Source organism: Fluviicola sp. (genome assembly GCF_039596395.1).
Lineage (GTDB): Bacteria > Bacteroidota > Bacteroidia > Flavobacteriales_D > Crocinitomicaceae > Fluviicola.
On record NZ_JBCNJT010000002.1, the window covers coordinates 65,454 to 82,297 of the forward strand.

The 16,844-nt window shown below is 42.2% G+C and carries 15 protein-coding genes; 8 read left to right on the plus strand and 7 right to left on the minus strand.

Features of this window, described 5'->3' with window-relative positions; all coding sequences use genetic code 11:
* The first annotated feature begins 16 nt into the window (after positions 1 to 16).
* The 5 genes from ABDW02_RS09380 to ABDW02_RS09400 all read left to right on the plus strand — a co-directional run bounded on the left by ABDW02_RS09380 (position 17) and on the right by ABDW02_RS09400 (position 4,108).
* Positions 17 to 661: a DUF47 family protein gene (locus ABDW02_RS09380; RefSeq protein WP_343634297.1), complete on the plus strand. Its 645-nt coding sequence runs from the start codon at positions 17 to 19 to the stop codon at positions 659 to 661.
* A gap of 24 nt (positions 662 to 685) precedes the next feature.
* Positions 686 to 2,161, plus strand: coding sequence for an inorganic phosphate transporter (locus ABDW02_RS09385; RefSeq protein WP_343634298.1), 1,476 nt, complete (start codon positions 686 to 688; stop codon positions 2,159 to 2,161).
* A gap of 100 nt (positions 2,162 to 2,261) precedes the next feature.
* Positions 2,262 to 3,182, plus strand: coding sequence for an SUMF1/EgtB/PvdO family nonheme iron enzyme (locus ABDW02_RS09390; RefSeq protein ID WP_343634299.1), 921 nt, complete (start codon positions 2,262 to 2,264; stop codon positions 3,180 to 3,182).
* A gap of 107 nt (positions 3,183 to 3,289) precedes the next feature.
* Positions 3,290 to 3,682 carry a nucleoside triphosphate pyrophosphohydrolase family protein gene (locus ABDW02_RS09395; RefSeq protein WP_343634300.1) on the plus strand — a complete coding sequence of 131 codons (393 nt, stop codon included), beginning with the start codon at positions 3,290 to 3,292 and terminating at the stop codon, positions 3,680 to 3,682.
* Positions 3,683 to 4,108 (plus strand): NUDIX hydrolase, encoded by a 426-nt coding sequence (locus ABDW02_RS09400; protein ID WP_343634301.1) that lies wholly within the window; start codon positions 3,683 to 3,685, stop codon positions 4,106 to 4,108. It abuts the gene before it with no gap.
* Between the two features lie 34 nt (positions 4,109 to 4,142).
* On the opposite strand, the gene ABDW02_RS09405 is transcribed toward ABDW02_RS09400, so the two are convergent.
* From ABDW02_RS09405 to rsgA, 3 genes are all read right to left on the minus strand, one after another.
* Entirely contained in the window at positions 4,143 to 4,469 is a 327-nt protein-coding gene (locus ABDW02_RS09405; RefSeq protein ID WP_343634302.1) for a nucleotide pyrophosphohydrolase, read from the minus strand.
* A complete protein-coding gene (dtd, locus tag ABDW02_RS09410) occupies positions 4,469 to 4,921 on the minus strand; it encodes a D-aminoacyl-tRNA deacylase (protein ID WP_343634303.1) in 453 nt (150 codons plus the stop codon). Before dtd ends, ABDW02_RS09405 begins: the two co-directional genes overlap by 1 nt.
* 105 nt (positions 4,922 to 5,026) lie before the next feature.
* The gene (gene rsgA / locus ABDW02_RS09415) at positions 5,027 to 5,989 is read right to left on the minus strand and encodes a ribosome small subunit-dependent GTPase A (protein ID WP_343634304.1); all 963 of its coding nucleotides are present in this window, start codon (positions 5,987 to 5,989) and stop codon (positions 5,027 to 5,029) included.
* Between the two features lie 173 nt (positions 5,990 to 6,162).
* Between rsgA and gldA the strand changes: the two genes are divergently transcribed.
* Entirely contained in the window at positions 6,163 to 7,065 is a 903-nt protein-coding gene (gene gldA, locus ABDW02_RS09420; RefSeq protein WP_343634305.1) for a gliding motility-associated ABC transporter ATP-binding subunit GldA, read from the plus strand.
* Between the two features lie 19 nt (positions 7,066 to 7,084).
* Entirely contained in the window at positions 7,085 to 7,894 is an 810-nt protein-coding gene (locus tag ABDW02_RS09425) for a hypothetical protein (RefSeq protein ID WP_343634306.1), read from the plus strand.
* Here ABDW02_RS09425 and ABDW02_RS09430 read toward each other — a convergent pair.
* Entirely contained in the window at positions 7,854 to 8,552 is a 699-nt protein-coding gene (locus ABDW02_RS09430; RefSeq protein ID WP_343634307.1) for a queuosine precursor transporter, read from the minus strand. The genes ABDW02_RS09425 and ABDW02_RS09430 overlap by 41 nt on opposite strands.
* A 179-nt stretch (positions 8,553 to 8,731) precedes the next feature.
* Between ABDW02_RS09430 and tyrS the strand changes: the two genes are divergently transcribed.
* Entirely contained in the window at positions 8,732 to 10,012 is a 1,281-nt protein-coding gene (gene tyrS, locus ABDW02_RS09435) for a tyrosine--tRNA ligase (protein ID WP_343634308.1), read from the plus strand.
* 134 nt (positions 10,013 to 10,146) lie between these two features.
* Here tyrS and ABDW02_RS09440 read toward each other — a convergent pair whose 3' ends face one another.
* The 3 genes from ABDW02_RS09440 to truA all read right to left on the minus strand — a co-directional run bounded on the left by ABDW02_RS09440 (position 10,147) and on the right by truA (position 16,802).
* Positions 10,147 to 12,975: a histidine kinase gene (locus tag ABDW02_RS09440; protein ID WP_343634309.1), complete on the minus strand. Its 2,829-nt coding sequence runs from the start codon at positions 12,973 to 12,975 to the stop codon at positions 10,147 to 10,149.
* Between the two features lie 115 nt (positions 12,976 to 13,090).
* Positions 13,091 to 16,036, minus strand: coding sequence for a histidine kinase (locus tag ABDW02_RS09445; RefSeq protein ID WP_343634310.1), 2,946 nt, complete (start codon positions 16,034 to 16,036; stop codon positions 13,091 to 13,093).
* A gap of 1 nt (position 16,037) precedes the next feature.
* The gene (truA, locus tag ABDW02_RS09450) at positions 16,038 to 16,802 is read right to left on the minus strand and encodes a tRNA pseudouridine(38-40) synthase TruA (protein ID WP_343634311.1); all 765 of its coding nucleotides are present in this window, start codon (positions 16,800 to 16,802) and stop codon (positions 16,038 to 16,040) included.
* Positions 16,803 to 16,844: the final 42 nt, after the last annotated feature.

Below are 16,844 nucleotides of genomic sequence, written 5' to 3' on the forward strand. Positions count from 1 at the left end.
TATTAAGTTTAAACAAATGGCATCAGGAATTTTAAAGTTTTTCTTACCAAAAGACAAAGTGTTTTACTCTCTATTTGAAGAGGCTTCTCAGAACCTGGAAGCAATCGCAGGTAAATTGGTATTATGTGTCAACGAATCCGATTACAATAAGAGAGCGGCCATTATCAAAGAAATGGAAGATCTTGAGCACCAAAACGACGATTTAACCCATAAAATCTTTGTTGAATTGGGAAGAAATTTCATCACTCCTTTTGACCGTGAAGATATTCACTCATTGGCTACATCTCTGGATGATATTGCAGACTACATTTATGCTTCTGCGAAAAAGATCAACTTCTATAAAGTCGATCCGAATGATTCGGGGATTTTGAAAATGGCTGATGCGATTCACGACGCAGTTTTAGCTGTAAATGCAGCCGTAAAAGAGCTTCGTAACCTGAAAAACACCCAAAAGATCGTGGAGTGTGTGATCAAAATCAATTACGTTGAAAACCAGGCAGATGATATTTTTGACCTGAGCATTGAAAAGTTATTTGATTCGGATATCGACGCAAAGAGCCTGATCAAAAAACGTGAGATCTACCAGATTATGGAGGTTGCAACAGACAAGTGTGAAGACGCAGGAAATGTGATCGAATCCATCGTTGTAAAATATGCTTAATATTCATTGGTAAACCAATAAGATATGTTTTCACTATTAATTGCCATCATCATCCTTGCCTTATTATTTGATTTGGTAAACGGTTTCCATGATGCTGCAAACTCGATTGCTACAGTTGTTTCCACCAAAGTACTGACACCTTTCCAGGCAGTTGTATGGGCGGCGGTTTTCAACGTTGTTGCCTTCTGGGTATTCGATATGAGCGTTGGAAATACCGTTGCAAAAACAGTAGACAACAGCGCCATCGACTTATATGTTATCCTTTCTGGATTGATCGCTGCGATGATCTGGAACTTGTTAACCTGGTGGTTGGGAATTCCATCTTCCTCTTCTCATACGCTGATCGGAGGATTCGCAGGAGCAGCAGTTGCTCACGCCGGATTCGATGTAATTGCCTCCGCAGAGATTATCAAAGTTACCTTATTCATTTTCCTGGCACCATTCATCGGGGGGATTATCGCCTTCGTGATTGCTTTGATCACCGTAAGCCGAAGCTTTGCCAAGAAAATGATTGCCATTTTAGTACTGTCCACAGCAACTTATTTTATTATGGATTACATGGTGGAATACCTGGACGTGAAGCCGGTGATGATGTGGATTGTGATGGGAATGATCGTTTTGTTCATCCTTACTTACACTTGGTACCAGCTGGTACATGGAAAACGTCAGACTGCACTGAAGGAATCCAATATGTACAAAAAACTGCAGTTGCTTTCTTCCGCGGCGTTCTCTTTGGGACACGGTGGTGCGGATTCTCAGAAAGTAATGGGTATCATTTGTGCGGCGTTGATGGTATTTGCCAATTCACAACGGAATGACCAGGGACAAATCGTAGGAGATATTCCAAAAATGTTCCAGATCTCGGAAGTTTTCCAAATTGAATTTGAAGACGCTGACGGAAGAAAGGCCAAATTCAAACCTGAATACACCCAAAATATCGATTCTTTAAAAATTGAAAAAGAAGACCACATTTTGATCTATACGAAAGGTGAAGATATCTACGATGCAAAAACACACGATGTCATTTTCAAAGGAAAGCACCTGAACCAGGATTACATGGAAGCAGCTATTTTCAATGATTATGTAGACAAAGACGGAGAAATCCTGAGCGGTCACAAAATCAAAGCGAAAGTAAATTCCGAAACTATGCCGGGCTGGATCGCATTTTCCTGTTACCTGATGATTGGTTTGGGAACCATGATGGGAGGTTGGAAAATCGTGAAAACCATGGGAACGAAGATCACAAAGGTAACTCCGCTGGAAGGTGTTTGTGCTGAAACTGCAGGAGCCCTGACTTTGTTTACCGTTTCCAACTTGGGAATCCCGGTTTCTACCACGCACACCATTACCGGATCAATTATCGGTGTCGGTGCAACGAAACGCTTAAGTGCTGTTCGCTGGGGTGTAACCATCAACTTACTATGGGCATGGATTTTAACGATCCCGGTTTCAGGGTTGTTGGCAGCCGGAATTTATTACATCACGAAGTTGTTTCATTAAACTTCAGATAATTTACGATAGAAAACTCTCATCCTCCGGGTGGGAGTTTTTTTTGTAACCAACTTTCCGTTCTATCGTTTACGGAAGCAAATCTACATGTATGAAAACAACACTTCTATCCATCTCATTCATTGCCTTTGTACTCCTTTTTTCTTTTTCGAAACCCAAAAAACCGATTACAGATCTGGAAGGGATGAAAAAAGCTCTAAAGCTTGGATATTCCTACATTCCATCCGGAAAAACACTTGTAGACGGAGATACCGTAAGTTGCCAGGGATTCTTTATGATGAAGGAAGAAGTGAGCAATTTTTCCTACCTGGAATATGTGTCTGACCTGAAGAAAAACAATCGCCCGGAAGAATACCTGCAAGCACTTCCCGACACCTTAAAATGGCACAATCCGGGCAATTTTCACCTGGAAAAGTATATCAATTATTATTTCAGGCATCCGGCTTATCGCAATTACCCCGTTGTGAATGTTTCGAAACAGCAAGCTCAAAAATATTGCGAGTGGCTAACACAGGTTTGGCGCAAAAACACCGGAAATCAGTTTATCGTTTTCCGCCTGCCAACCAGAGCAGAATTCCTTCGCGCAGCAAACGGAAGTAAAATGGACCGTCCCTACGCCTGGAATTCGCCTTATCTGCGAAGAAACGACGGAAAATTCCAATGCAATTTCATGACAATCGGTGCCGGAGCTATTTCAAGAGATTCAACCGGGAAACTGGTCGTAAAAAACTTCCCGATGGATTACCTGGCTCAAGGCGCAGAATATGCAGATTTAACAGCACCCGTTCGTTCCTTCTGGCCAAATGAATACGATCTCTATAACTTAAACGGGAATGTTTCAGAAATGGTGGCAGAAACGAATATTGCTGTCGGAGGAGACTGGAATTCTCCCGGTTACGATATCCGCAATCAAAGCACGAAAAAATTCACAGAAGCAACTCCTACAGTTGGTTTCAGGCCGGTGATGACCTTCGTGGAATTGAAAATGGATAATGGAACAATTGAAAAGTAAGGATTACCTTGAAATTTTCTCTATCACCTTTTAGATCCCGTGGCGGAAACTTTCACTTTTACAATTCTCCATTTTCAATTTGAAGTATATTTGTCAAAACACAAAAAATGACACTCAAAGAAACCCTTTCAGCAGTTGAAGCTTTTCACGATGCATTCAACATTCCGAACAATTACCAGCCCACCGCACAATTGTCCGAAGCAGATATTACGCTTCGTTATAATTTGATGAAGGAGGAAAACGAAGAGTACCTGGAAGCTGCAAAGAATGGTGATATCGTAGAAATTGCGGACGCATTGGGTGACCAGTTGTATATTTTGTGCGGAACCATTCTAAAACACGGTTTGCAGGATAAAATCGCGGAGGTTTTCGCTGAAATCCAGCGTTCCAATATGAGTAAACTGGATGCCGACGGAAACCCTATTTACCGGGAAGATGGAAAAGTCCTGAAATCCGACCTGTATTTCAAACCGGACATTCTTGCTGTTTTAGAAAAATAAATGAAGCGTTTCAACATCCGTATTTACGGAGTTTGCATCAACGAGCGCAACGAGGTATTGCTTTCGGATGAAACATACCGTGACTTGAATTTCACCAAATTTCCCGGCGGCGGACTGGAATTCGGAGAAGGAACGATCGATTGCCTGAAACGCGAATTCATGGAAGAGTTCAATCTGGAAATCGAAGTTGGTCCTTTGTTCTACCTTACGGATTTCTTCCAGGTTTCTGCATTCTCCGAAGACGACCAGGTTATTTCCATTTATTACCGGATCAAAGCCGATACGGATCAGCTCGATTATTTAATCGCAAACCATTTGGGTGCAGAAAAATTGCATTGGGTCAATCTTTCGAAACTCACAGAAGCTTCCGTGTCTTTGCCAATAGATCAGATCGTAGCGAAAAAACTCGCGCGTCAAGGGGATTAATCCCCTTGGACGTGCGCACGCGCACGCACGCGTATCATTTCAATTTCTCATTATTCTTATGCCGGTCGGCATCTCGTCCCGTTTTCTTCGCCAGGTTTTTCTCCAAAGCCTCCTCCAAATCCACACCGGTTTGGTTAGCCAGGCAAATCAATACAAAAAGTACATCCGCCAATTCATCTCCCAAATCCTTGTCTTTATCACTTTCTTTTTCGCTTTGTTCACCATACCTGCGGGCAATAATACGGGCAACTTCACCTACTTCCTCGGTAAGCATCGCCATATTGGTTAATTCATTGAAGTAACGAACCCCGACTTCTTTAATCCATTGATCTACTCTTTGCTGTGCTTCTGAAATTTCCATTATTCCCTGTTTTTTGAATCGATGAGTATGGTGACCGGTCCGTCGTTGAGCAATTCCACTTTCATATCCGCACCGAAAGATCCTGCCTGCACATGTTTCCCTAAAGCCATTTCCGCTTTCCGGATGAATGATTCATACAATGGAATGGCATGTTCGGGCCTCGCTGCTGCAATAAAACTCGGCCTGTTCCCTTTTTTGGTCGATGCATGCAATGTAAATTGACTTACAACCAATAAATCGCCTCCTATATCTTGTAAGGAACAATTCATTTTCCCCTCTTCATCCGGAAAAATGCGCATTTGTATGGTTTTCTGGATGAGCCAATCCACATCTTCTTCCGAATCTGCTTGTTCAATGCCTAAAAGGATTAACAAACCTTTTTCGATTTGACCGATAATTTGATTGTCTACCCTTACACTTGCTCCGGAAACCCGTTGAATGACTAGTCGCATAGTCAAATATAGGGATTGTTGGAAAATTTGGAATTTAGCAATGTAGAAAATTGGCAACATTGCAATATAGCCATGTTGAAATATTCCGATGTTGAAACTTCTTATTTATTCGATTCCCCGTTTATTCCTGCGGTGTACGTCTTCATCATCGCCGGTCATCAGCTGCAGGTATGTGAAATAACGGCTTTCATAGATCTCACCGGCTTTCACCGCTTCCTTCACTGCACAGGCCGGTTCATTCAGGTGCTGACAATTATGAAACTTGCACTGCCCGATCAACTCGCGCATTTCCGGGAAATAATGCGAAATAACTTCTTTATCCAGGTCTACGATCCCGAATGCCCGGATTCCCGGTGTATCAATGATAAATCCTCCGGATTGCAAAGGATGCATCTCAGCGAAAGTCGTAGTATGCTGTCCCTGATGGTGAGCAGATGAGATTTCTCCGACCCGCAGATCCAGACTGGGGTCCAGCGCATTTACCAAGGTACTCTTCCCTGTTCCGGAATGCCCGGCAATCATTACCTGTTTGTCTTTAATTTCTTCCCGGAGGAACTCAATGTCTTTTTCGTTCGTTGCCGAGATCGCATGACAGGGATAACCTACCGATTCGTACATGAACATGATTGCTTTCAGGTCAAGCAAACCTTCGTCGTCAAGCAAATCGACCTTATTGAAAATCAACGTTGTCGGGATGCGGAAAGATTCCGCGGAAACCAGAAAACGATCAATAAACACGAAATGTGTCACGGGATATTTCAGTGTGACCATCAAATAAGCCCGGTCGATATTTGCCGCCAGAATATGCATCTGCTTGCTCAAATTCGTGCTCTTTCTGACGATGTAATTTTCGCGCAATTCGTAATCCACAATTACCCGCTTTCCTTCCTCGTCGCTTTTGGGATCGAGGATCACCACATCTCCTACAGCAATTGGATTGGTGGTTTTCAGTCCTTCCAGTTTCAATCTTCCGCGTACCCGGCATTCCACAACATCTCCATTCGGCATCAATACCTGGTACCACTTTCCTGTCGATTTTAAAACCCTTCCGCGAAGATCTTCACTCATGATACAAAATTACCGAAAGAGATTGTAAATGGAAGAACGCAAAGTTTAAAAATTCCATCTTTGCGCTCTTCTTCTCTTTGCGGTGAACTATCAAACCTTCTTTTCATTTCGTTTTTTAACCAAACCAACGTTATTCCATTCCCAATCGTTATCTTCGCAACAAAGTTTTTAGTATGTCGATTGAAGTAAAAAACCTTTCCAAATATTACGGGGAACAAGCAGCAGTAAATGACATTACTTTTTCCGTGGGAAAAGGTGAGATCATTGGTTTCTTAGGACCAAACGGAGCGGGTAAATCAACGACCATGAAAATGATTACCGGTTTCATTCCTGCGTCACAGGGAGAAATCAGCGTTTGCGGAATCCCGGTTTCGGTAGACTCTATTGAAACCAGAAAACGTATCGGATATCTTCCGGAGAACAATCCTTTGTATCTGGACATGTACGTGAAGGAATACCTGGAATTTGTAGGAAAGATTTACAAGATCAGGAACCTGAAGGAACGCGTGAAAGAAATGATCAAACTGGTTGGTCTCGAAGTAGAGCAAAACAAAAAGATCGGGATGCTTTCCAAAGGTTACCGCCAGCGTGTGGGACTTGCTCAGGCAATTATCCACAACCCGGATGTATTGATCCTGGATGAGCCGACTTCCGGTCTGGACCCGAACCAATTGGTAGAAATCCGTGAACTGATCCGGAGAATCGGGAAGGAAAAAACCGTGATGCTTTCCACGCATATCTTACAGGAAGTAGAAGCCATTTGTGACCGCGTTGTCATTATTCGCCAGGGGAAACTGGTTGCGGATAACCTGGCTTCCAACCTGCAGGTCGAAACAGATACACAGGTAGTTTACGCCGAATTCGACGGAGCTGTGGCAAAAAGCTTGCTTCAAAAAATCCCGGGCGTTTCCAAGATCGAACGCGTTTCTGATTCCAAATACCTGATCGAAAGCCAGTCTTTGGAGGATTTACGTAAGACCGTCGCTCAATTTGCCCAGAAAAACAACCTGCTTGTTCTGACGCTGAGAACGGAAGAAAAATCGCTGGAAGAAGTCTTCAAGTCTTTAACGAAGTAATTCGTTATTGCTTTATACTATGCGATTTTTACAACTACTTCTTTTATTCCTGGTTGTTACAGGCTATTCAACAGCACAGGAAACACCTTTACTTTTGGGTACGAAATGGTATTTGAACTCTGCACAAATCAGTTCTTTTGCATGGAACGACAGCAGTAGTATCCATTCCCACATTCCGTCTTTAAATTACATTCGCTTTACAAGCAGTCAACTGGAGATCGGTATGGATTCCTCTGAAAACCAGCGAGCGAAAAGTACTTTTTTGGAATACCGGATGATTCAAGGTGCTGACCATACGGGTCAAATTTCCCTGTATCGCACTGCGAAAGAAAAGAAAAAGAAAATGCCTTTTGCCTGGTACGAATACAAACTGACGCCTTCCGAACTCATGCTGTTTACCTACCCGGAGAGTGAATTTTTCCCGGATATCGCACATACGGAAACCCTCATTTTCTCTCTCCAAAAAGATACGCTCCAATTGACCACCCAACTATTCGGTACGTGGAAATCGGAATCAGCTGCAAGTATTTTTTATGACGAACTGCCTTCTGATACCATCGTATTAAAAAAATCCGCCATACAGAAAGAAACCTACGATCTTTACTTTTATACATTCGAACGAAGATTCGATCAGCTCATTTGCACCGGACGTTATTTTGTTTCACCGGAAGTAAAAGGGAGAATGTTCTACGATGTTTCGCACAATTATAATTACCGGATTGACATTGCAAAAAAGCAACTGATCTTTATAGATAAACCGGCAAACAGGGTCTACGACATTCTAGAAATCAATGCCCGTCAGCTGGTTCTAAAGCTTCACCGGGAATAACATGCTCATGCTTCTCTCCCAGAATACGTTTTGCCAGGTAATGCATCACATAAATCAACGGCGTCAGGCAAACGGCGATCAGTAATTTCGTCAGATAGCCGGTAATAGCTAAAACAAGGACCATTTTCAACGGATAAGCACCGGAAAGGTACAACCCGATGATTGCGACAATAAACGAATCCACCAATTGCGAAACAACCGTTGACCCCGTACTTCTCAACCAGATCATCTTTCCTTTAGTGAGCTTATGGAAGAAATGAAAAAGCTGCACATCCAGTAACTGCGAAACAATAAAGGCCGTGATACTTCCGACCATGATCCACAAAGAGCCACCGAATGCTTTGGCAAATTCCTCGTCAGAAAGCCAGGACCCTTTTGCCGTGGGAAGCTGTACCGCACAATAAACAACGATGAAGCAAAAAGCGATCAACCCGGTAGTGATCCAGCTTAAACGACGAACAGCCTGCTTTCCGAAGTATTCATTCATGACATCCGTGAGCAGGAAAACAACCGGCCAGGGAACAATTCCGGCAATCATCGGCGCCAGGTAAGGGCCCATGTAAACCAATTTGGCTGAAATCAATTCCGCAACAATCGCACTGGTGATGAAAATTCCCGCCATCACCATAAACGCTATTTCTTTTCGTGTCTGAAGCATGTTCGAAGATACTATATTTTGATACTTCCTGATTCCCAATCTCTGAAACTTCACTCCAAAAGCTACGTTTTTTTTAAAATTAATCCTCTTCGCTGAACTGCACTAATCCGCCGGGGCGGATTCAGTTATCAAAAGCTGCGTTTTTTCTTCTATTTTTGCGCAATAAATAAAAAAGACACATGGAAAAGAATGTCATTGAAGAATTAAGATGGAGAGGAATGGTGCAAGATATCATGCCTGGTTTGGAAGAACAATTGCTTAAGGAAATGACATCCGGTTATGTGGGCTTTGACCCGACATCCGACTCCCTGCATGTAGGAAATTTACTTCCGATCATGTTATTGAAACATTTCCAGCTGGCAGGACACAAACCATATGCATTGGTCGGTGGTGCAACAGGAATGGTCGGGGATCCTTCCGGGAAATCTGCAGAACGCAATTTGCTGGATGAAGAAACGCTGAACCACAATGTGGCTTCGGTGCAAAATCAGCTGCGCAAGTTCCTGGAGTTTGAAGAAGGTGAAAACAAAGCGGAATTGGTGAACAATTTCGACTGGATGAGACATTTTTCGTTCCTGGAGTTCATTCGCGACGTGGGGAAACACATCACAGTGAATTACATGAGCGCCAAAGATTCGGTGAAAAAACGCATCGAAACAGGAATTTCATTTACTGAATTCTCTTACCAGTTGATTCAGGGATACGACTTCCTGCATTTATACCGCACCAATAATGTGAAAGTACAATTCGGCGGATCCGATCAGTGGGGAAATATCACCACCGGAACGGAATTGGTACGCAGAATAGCCGGAGGAGAAGCATATGCATTTACTTGTCCTTTGCTAACAAAAGCAGACGGAGGAAAATTCGGAAAAACAGAATCCGGAACCGTTTGGTTGGACCCGGAAAAAACAAGTCCTTATGCTTTCTACCAATTCTGGCTGAATGCTTCGGATGCAGATGCGGTTAAACTGATCCGTTTCTACACCCTGAAAACCAAAGAAGAAATTGAAGCCATTGAAAAAGAACACAATGAAGCACCTCATCTGCGCGCACTTCAAAAAGCTATCGCGGAAGAAGTAACCATCCGTGTCCATGGAAAAGAAGCGTTGGAAATGGCCATCGCGGCTTCCAATATCCTGTTCGGTAAATCCACTTCGGAAGATTTGAAAAAATTGTCGAACGATACGTTCCTGAGCATTTTTGACGGAGTTCCGATGGCGACTATCAAGCGCTCGGAATTGAACGAAGGAGTTAGTATTGTTGACCTATTATCAGCTAAGACAGGCTTTTTACCATCAAACGGTGAGGCAAAACGCGAATTAAAAGCGAATGCAATTTCTTTGAACAAAGACAAAGTAAGTGAAGGAACATTGGTTGGCCCGAGCGACCTGATCAATGAAAAATTCATCCTTTTAGGAAAAGGAAAGAAGAATAATTACATAGTCATTGTAGAATAAACTTTTAAATAAGGTGGGCACGCGATTAATCGCGTGCCTGATTACCAGCTACACATAGTGAATATTCAATTTGAAACCTGGATTGTCTTCTAACTCTGAACAGATACAATTAACAGTGTGCCTGCCTGTTTGTATTAGTCTTTATTAAAAATCGGGATGGAAATAACCACTTTCGTTCCTTTCGGATTTCCATGCTCATCCTTTAGTCCTTCAATGGTGAAATCAAATTCCGACTGGTACCTTTCCTGGAATAATTTCAATCGTTCGGAAGTAATTTGGGTGGCATAGGATTTATGCTCCGGATTCTGGGTATTCGGTTTATGCTTGTTATAGCCTACTCCATTATCGATAATCTCAACGATCAACCGGTTATTTTCTACGTTTTTAAAATTCAGGTTAATCAAACCACCCTGTTCCAATCCTTTGAACCCATGGATAATTGCATTTTCCGCAAACGGCTGGATCAGCATCGGGGGAACAAACTTATTCAGTTCCTCTTTCGACAAGGAAATTTCCACCCGGAACTCAAACCTGTTCTTGAAACGCATTTGCTCCAGTTCCAGGTACATTTGCAGGGAATCGATCTCCTTTTGGATGGAAATCTCGGTTTCCCGCGAATTCGTTAACGTTAACCGGATCAGTTTCGAGAGCTTCAATAAATAGCGTTCGGCCAATTCGTTTTCATTGTACAGCAGGAAACTTTGGATAGAATTCAATGCGTTGAAAATAAAATGCGGATTCATTTGCGCCAGCAATGCTTTTTGTTCCAGGATTTCCATATTGCGTTGGATCTCATTCCTGCGCTGGATGACTTTCAAACGATACCTGAAGACAAGAAAACTAATTATCAAAACGGCCAAAACGATTAATGCAGTGAACCACCAGGTGGAATAAAAAGGAGGAAGTACAGAGAATCTTGTCAAACTATATGAGTTACTCCAGCTTCCGTATTCATTCTGGTATTTTATTTCCAAATCATACGTTTCAAAAGCCGGATTAATCATAATCAATTCGCCGTTATATCCGACCGACCAAGGATCTGTTTTCCGGAACCGGTATTTATAGGGCTGTCTGTGCTGTGATTTGAAATTCGTTGTTTTCAGCAGGAGGCGAATTACTTTGTGGGATGAGTTAAATTCCATCCCTTTTTTGAAATCCGTTACTTTCTTTCCATTTGCAAATACCGCCTGAACGCTGATTTGTTTTTCGCGGGAAGACTTCATCCAGTTGTAGGAAGAGGGAATTAATGCTATTCCTTTTCTCGTACCTAAATAGACGCCCTCTTTATTGGCATAGACCGTACTTATTTCAGAAGAAACCAATCCGTTGAGTTGCGTGAGATTAAAAACCCGGACGTGATGATTTTTAAGTAAAACGATTTTAGAAATCCCTTCATTAGAGGCCGCGTAAATGATCCCTGATTTATCGACAAACAATGCATTTAATTGATTGGAAAGCAACCCGTCTTTCTCACCGATACTCGCCACGAATTTACCGTTTTTGAGAAGAAGGATTCCTTTTCCCCTGGTTGCTGCTATCAGGCCGCATTTCGGATGATATTTCAGATCGGTTATCCGGATATGGTCCAGGTCTCCCGGAAGTTTACATTTCTTAACCTCTCCTTTTCTGATCCGGAATAATCCGATCAAAGATCCGGCATATACTTCTCCCTCTTCCGCATCATAAGCTAAAGATTTAAAATGGTGAGCTACATACTTTTTGGCATTGTATACCTGTGCCCGTGTCAATAATTCTTCCGGTAATTCCGTTTTTTCATGAATCTTTACGGGCATTACATATGCTGCATAGAAATTTCCTTCCCGGTCATTTGTCCAGGCCTGGAACTGACTCATTTCATAACCCCATTTTCTTTTTACGACCGTGTTGGATAAAAAATAGGGAATGTTATTCGACAAGACTAACTGATTCTTCCAAATCCCGATTACGTTCCAGGCTCCTTTTACAGCAAAAAGCTCCTCCCCCGTTTTCAGGTTATAATAACCAAAAGCAGATGAATAATAAACCTGATTCCCGATACCATTAATGTTATGAATATGCCCCTTGCTTTCTTTATCCTCCGGAATCCAATTGACAATTTCTAAACAAGGTGTGTAATAAATTCCTTTGTCAAGGGTAGAAAACCAGTACCCACCTTCCAAATCTTTCGCAACCCCTGTTACTTTCTGATCTTTGAGATAAATTCCATCCGGTTTGTTGAGAGTTGCTTTTTCCGGATTTTTGAACTGATAAGCACCTGTTAAAGTCGTAATCCAAAACTCTCCTTTTATCAGATGAAATCCGGTAAATCCGCTGAAAACACCTTTATTGGACGGATTCGAAATGTCATATACATTTCCGTCTATACACATAAACCGTTTATTGTTGATCCGGATCATGTCAAATTGCGTTAATCCTGAATGGTACTTAAAACGGATGGGTTTTCCCTTCTGGGGAACTATATCAATTTCTTTTAATAAGTAGCCGGCGGAATCCTGAAGTGCAGTTAGGAGCCAGTCATTCCCAACTTCGTGCAATTCCCTTACTAATTTTGCTTTGTAAGGAAATAACTTACCTGTCTTATCAATGCGTGCGGTTGCATAAATACCGGAATAGTAGACATTATCATCTTTGTCAATACTAAATGACTTCCGGTGATTAAAATCCCCGTGGTTCAATTTAACCAGCAAATGATTGTATTTATACGGGAAGACTCTCTTTTTTTGCGGATCGTAGTACGCCAGTCTGCCATTATACAGGTAAAACCATACACGTCCCCGATCATCTTCCTGGATTTTAAAAACTACTTCATCCGGCAGACCGTTTGATTTATTGTATACATGAAGCTTGAAGCCATTGTATCTCACCACGCCATGATCCGTGCAAAACCAAACATTCCCACTCCTGTCCTGGTACACATAATAGGTTTCAGAACTCGGTAATCCGTCAGTTATGGAAATATTCATGTAAGAAGGTTCCCACACTTTGTTTTGCGCAAACGAACACTGCATCCCGGCAAACAGGAACATTATCAGGATACTTATCTTTCTTATCGAAGAAGGCTCGTTCATCGCAATTCTTTTAATCTTTATTAAAAACCGGGATCAAAATAATGATTTTTGTACCACACGGCTTACCGCTTTCATCCGTCAGGTTTTCTATCTCAAAATCAAATTCTGTATTGTATTTCTCCTTGAACAAGCTTAGCCTTTCGGAAGTAATCTGCATGCCATAAGACTTATGCTCCGAATTCAATGCGTTCTTATTCTTGGAATCATACCCGATTCCATTATCCGTCACCACTACCACCAGCCTGTTCTCAACCAGTTCTTTAAAATTGATCTCCAGTTTACCGGCAACCTCCAATCCTTTGAAACCATGAATGATGGCATTTTCTACGAAAGGTTGTATCAACATCGGAGGAATGTGTTTTTGCAGTTCCGTATGAGTGAGTGAAACCGTAAACTCAAAATCAAAGCGGTCTTTAAAACGCATTTTTTCCAGCTGAATGTATTTGGACAAAACGTCGATTTCCTGCTGGATCGTTACCTCGCTTTCACGCGAATTATTCAAGGTCATACGTATCAACTGCGAAAGCATTTGGAGGTATTTTTCAGCCAGGTCGTTTTCATTATAAACCAGGAAACTTTGAATAGAATTCAGGGAATTGAATATAAAATGTGGATTCATTTGAGCCAGGAGCGCTTTCTGTTCCAGTTTTTCAATTTGCCGCTTATACTTTCGCTGGCGATTGATCTGAACTACCCTTATCCGGAACAGGACAAACGCCACCAGGAAACTGCTCAAAACCAGGAACAGGTAAAACCATACGGTCTCCACAAATTTGGGTTGTTTATGGAGCGTTAATATCCCATAGGGTTTTTGCCAGATTCCGTTATCGCTCAAATAAGACAATTCCAAATGGTAATCCCCGGAAGTCAAATCGTAGAAATCAATACTTCCGGTATTTCCGTACGTCCATTTATCGCCGGAAGAAAGGCGGTATTTGTATTTCTGGCTTCCCAAGCTCTTGTAATTCGTTGACCGCAATTCGATGTGAATCATTTTAGCACTGCTGGAAACTTCCAGGTAAGTCGATTTCGGATAAATCACTTTCCCGTCGATATTCAATTCTTTTACGGAAACTTGTCTTTTCAAGGGATTAATCAAAAAACTCAGGTCTTCCGGAAATTTCGAAATTCCTTTCTTGGTAGCCAGATACACGGTTTCTCCATCCAGGTAAACATAATTCACCTCATTGGTTGCCAAACCGTTTACATTCAGAATATTGTGGATACGGACATACCTGTTTCCTGCAAAAAACAATTTGGACACACCGCTGTTAGTGGCAACCCAGCAGGTATTCCCATTTTTATCGATCTCTATCTTGTTGATCTGATCGCTCACCAATCCATTTTCATTCGTGATGTGATACGCAATCTTTCCATCCTTGAAAATATAAATCCCTTCTCCCCTGGTACCGATTACCAGCCCCAGTTGTTTCGAATACCTGACACAGGAAACGCGGTTATTCCTGATTACTTGCGGAAACATGGAATTGTCCAGCAAACCGTTTTTCAGGCAGAACAAGCCTTTGGCATTTCCTAGAAAAATAGCCCCTTTATCGGAAGAACAAACCGTTTCAAAAAAATGGTGCATGTTCTTGTTGTATTTCCTCGAAGCAAAGTAATCATAAAGCGTATCAAGTTCACCCGAACGTTTGATCCGTACAACCAACGAGGAGCAAATCAGCATACTCGTATCGTTCTCATTGAAACTATCGTAATAATTCGGAACCTGCCAGTATTTTTTATTGCTTACATCAACCGGTAGTTCTCTGTTCGGCCTGGGTAAAACCAGGAGGTTGTCGAAACGTGAAATGATATTTCGTGAAATGTGGTTGGAAGTTATCAGCGGCTTATGATCTTTCAGGCGGAATATCCCCCAATGATTCGAATAAAAAATATCTTTATTTACGTCCACCGCTATGTGAGTGACATCAACCTCTTTCTGATTCTCAAAAACCGACAGGTTCTTCACAATCGAATTCGGCATATAGACAATCCCTTTGTCGAGGGTTGAAAACCACCATCCTTTTTCCCGGTCTTTAAAAACTGCAGATACCTGGAACCCTTGCATCAAATGCTTCCGGGGAGCTTTTGCCAATCCGTATTTCCTCACATTTTTCAGTCTGTGAGCTCCGTTTACCGTAGCAATCCACAGATCATTCCCTATAGGAAAAAAGCCGGTTGTACCCGGGAAATAAAGTGTTTTATCCGGATGATCCACGTCGTAAAAACTATCCTGGATGCGAATGATTCGTACACCATTTACCACCTTCAATTCACACAGGTAGCTTTGCATCATGTTCTTATAGGCATCCAGGTTATAAGTTTTCCGTTCCAGCTTCCCGTTTTTGCGGATGTTAGCTGTGAACACATTATTCTGGAATCTCGATAACAACACATCGAAAGTTACGAGGTAAGTACCGTTAATCAGGTTGAAGGTCAAAGGATCCTGCTTAAATGTCGATAAGTATGTTTTTCCTTTCGAATCGATCTTCAGAATACCATTATTGCCGGAACAGAAATAGACATTGTCTTTGTCATCGATCGTGAAGGATTTGTATGGATACAGGTTATTTCCAATATAATCGGATATTAACCGGTTGTATTTGTATTTAACTACTTTGTGGCGTTCAACGTCGTAATAACTTAAAAGCCCGTTGTAGCTGACAAACCAAATCCGGCCTTTATAATCCTCGTAGATCCAAAAAATCACATTGTCCGGAAGTCCGCTTTTCGTGGTCAATACTTCCATGTGGAAACCATCGTATTTTACCACTCCGCGATCCGTACAAAACCACATATATCCTTGTCGGCCCTGGTAAACAAAGTAAGTTTCGGAACTCGGCAATCCTTCCTTGATCGAAAACGTCCTGTATGCCGGTTCCCAATTGATTTGAGCGCCTGAGAAACTAACAAAAAGGAAAGTCATCAATCCTGCGATATGTCTCCTAAAACTCATTTCACTCAGCTGTTTTCGCGAACAATTCTTTTGGGTATTGAATATCGACCAAAAATAGTCCTTTTGCCGGAACAGACAATTTTGCTTCCCCCCGGTCTTTCAACGCGATAATGTGTGTCAGATCTTCTTCTTCCAGGTTGCCGTATCCAACTTCCAGTAAGGTTCCCACCACTGCGCGCACCATGTTTCTCAGAAAGCGGTCTGCGCTTATTTCAAAGTACCAGGAATCTTCCGTCAACTGATGCCATTTTGCAGCGGTGACGGTACACCTATTGGTTTTCACATCCGTGTGCAATTTAGAGAAGGAAGTAAAATCCTGGTTTCCCAGTAAACGGGTTGCTGCCCTGTTCATGGCTTCGAAGTCAATTGCGCTTACCAGGTGATAGCTATCCAGCAGGAATGCATTTTTTTTCCGGTGAATGAAATAACGATAAGTGCGGGATGTCGCTGAAAATCGCGCATGAAACGCTTCGGATACTTTTTGAGCGGAAAAAATCGCAATATCATCCGGGAGCATTTTGTTTAACTTATAGACCAATTGAGCCGTATCCACTTCTTTATGCAGATCAGCATGCAACACGTAATAAGATGCATGCACGCCAGTATCCGTGCGGCCGCAACCAACCACCGAGACCGGATTATTTCCCATCAGCTGAGACAAACGCTTTTCCAGTTCTTCCTGCACAGAAGAAGCATTCGGCTGGATTTGCCAACCGTGATAGTTCGTTCCGCGGTAAGCGAGTTCCAAAGCATATCGAAATGTCATTCCGCAAAGTTAATCAATTCGTTTGCTTCACAGATATCCCGC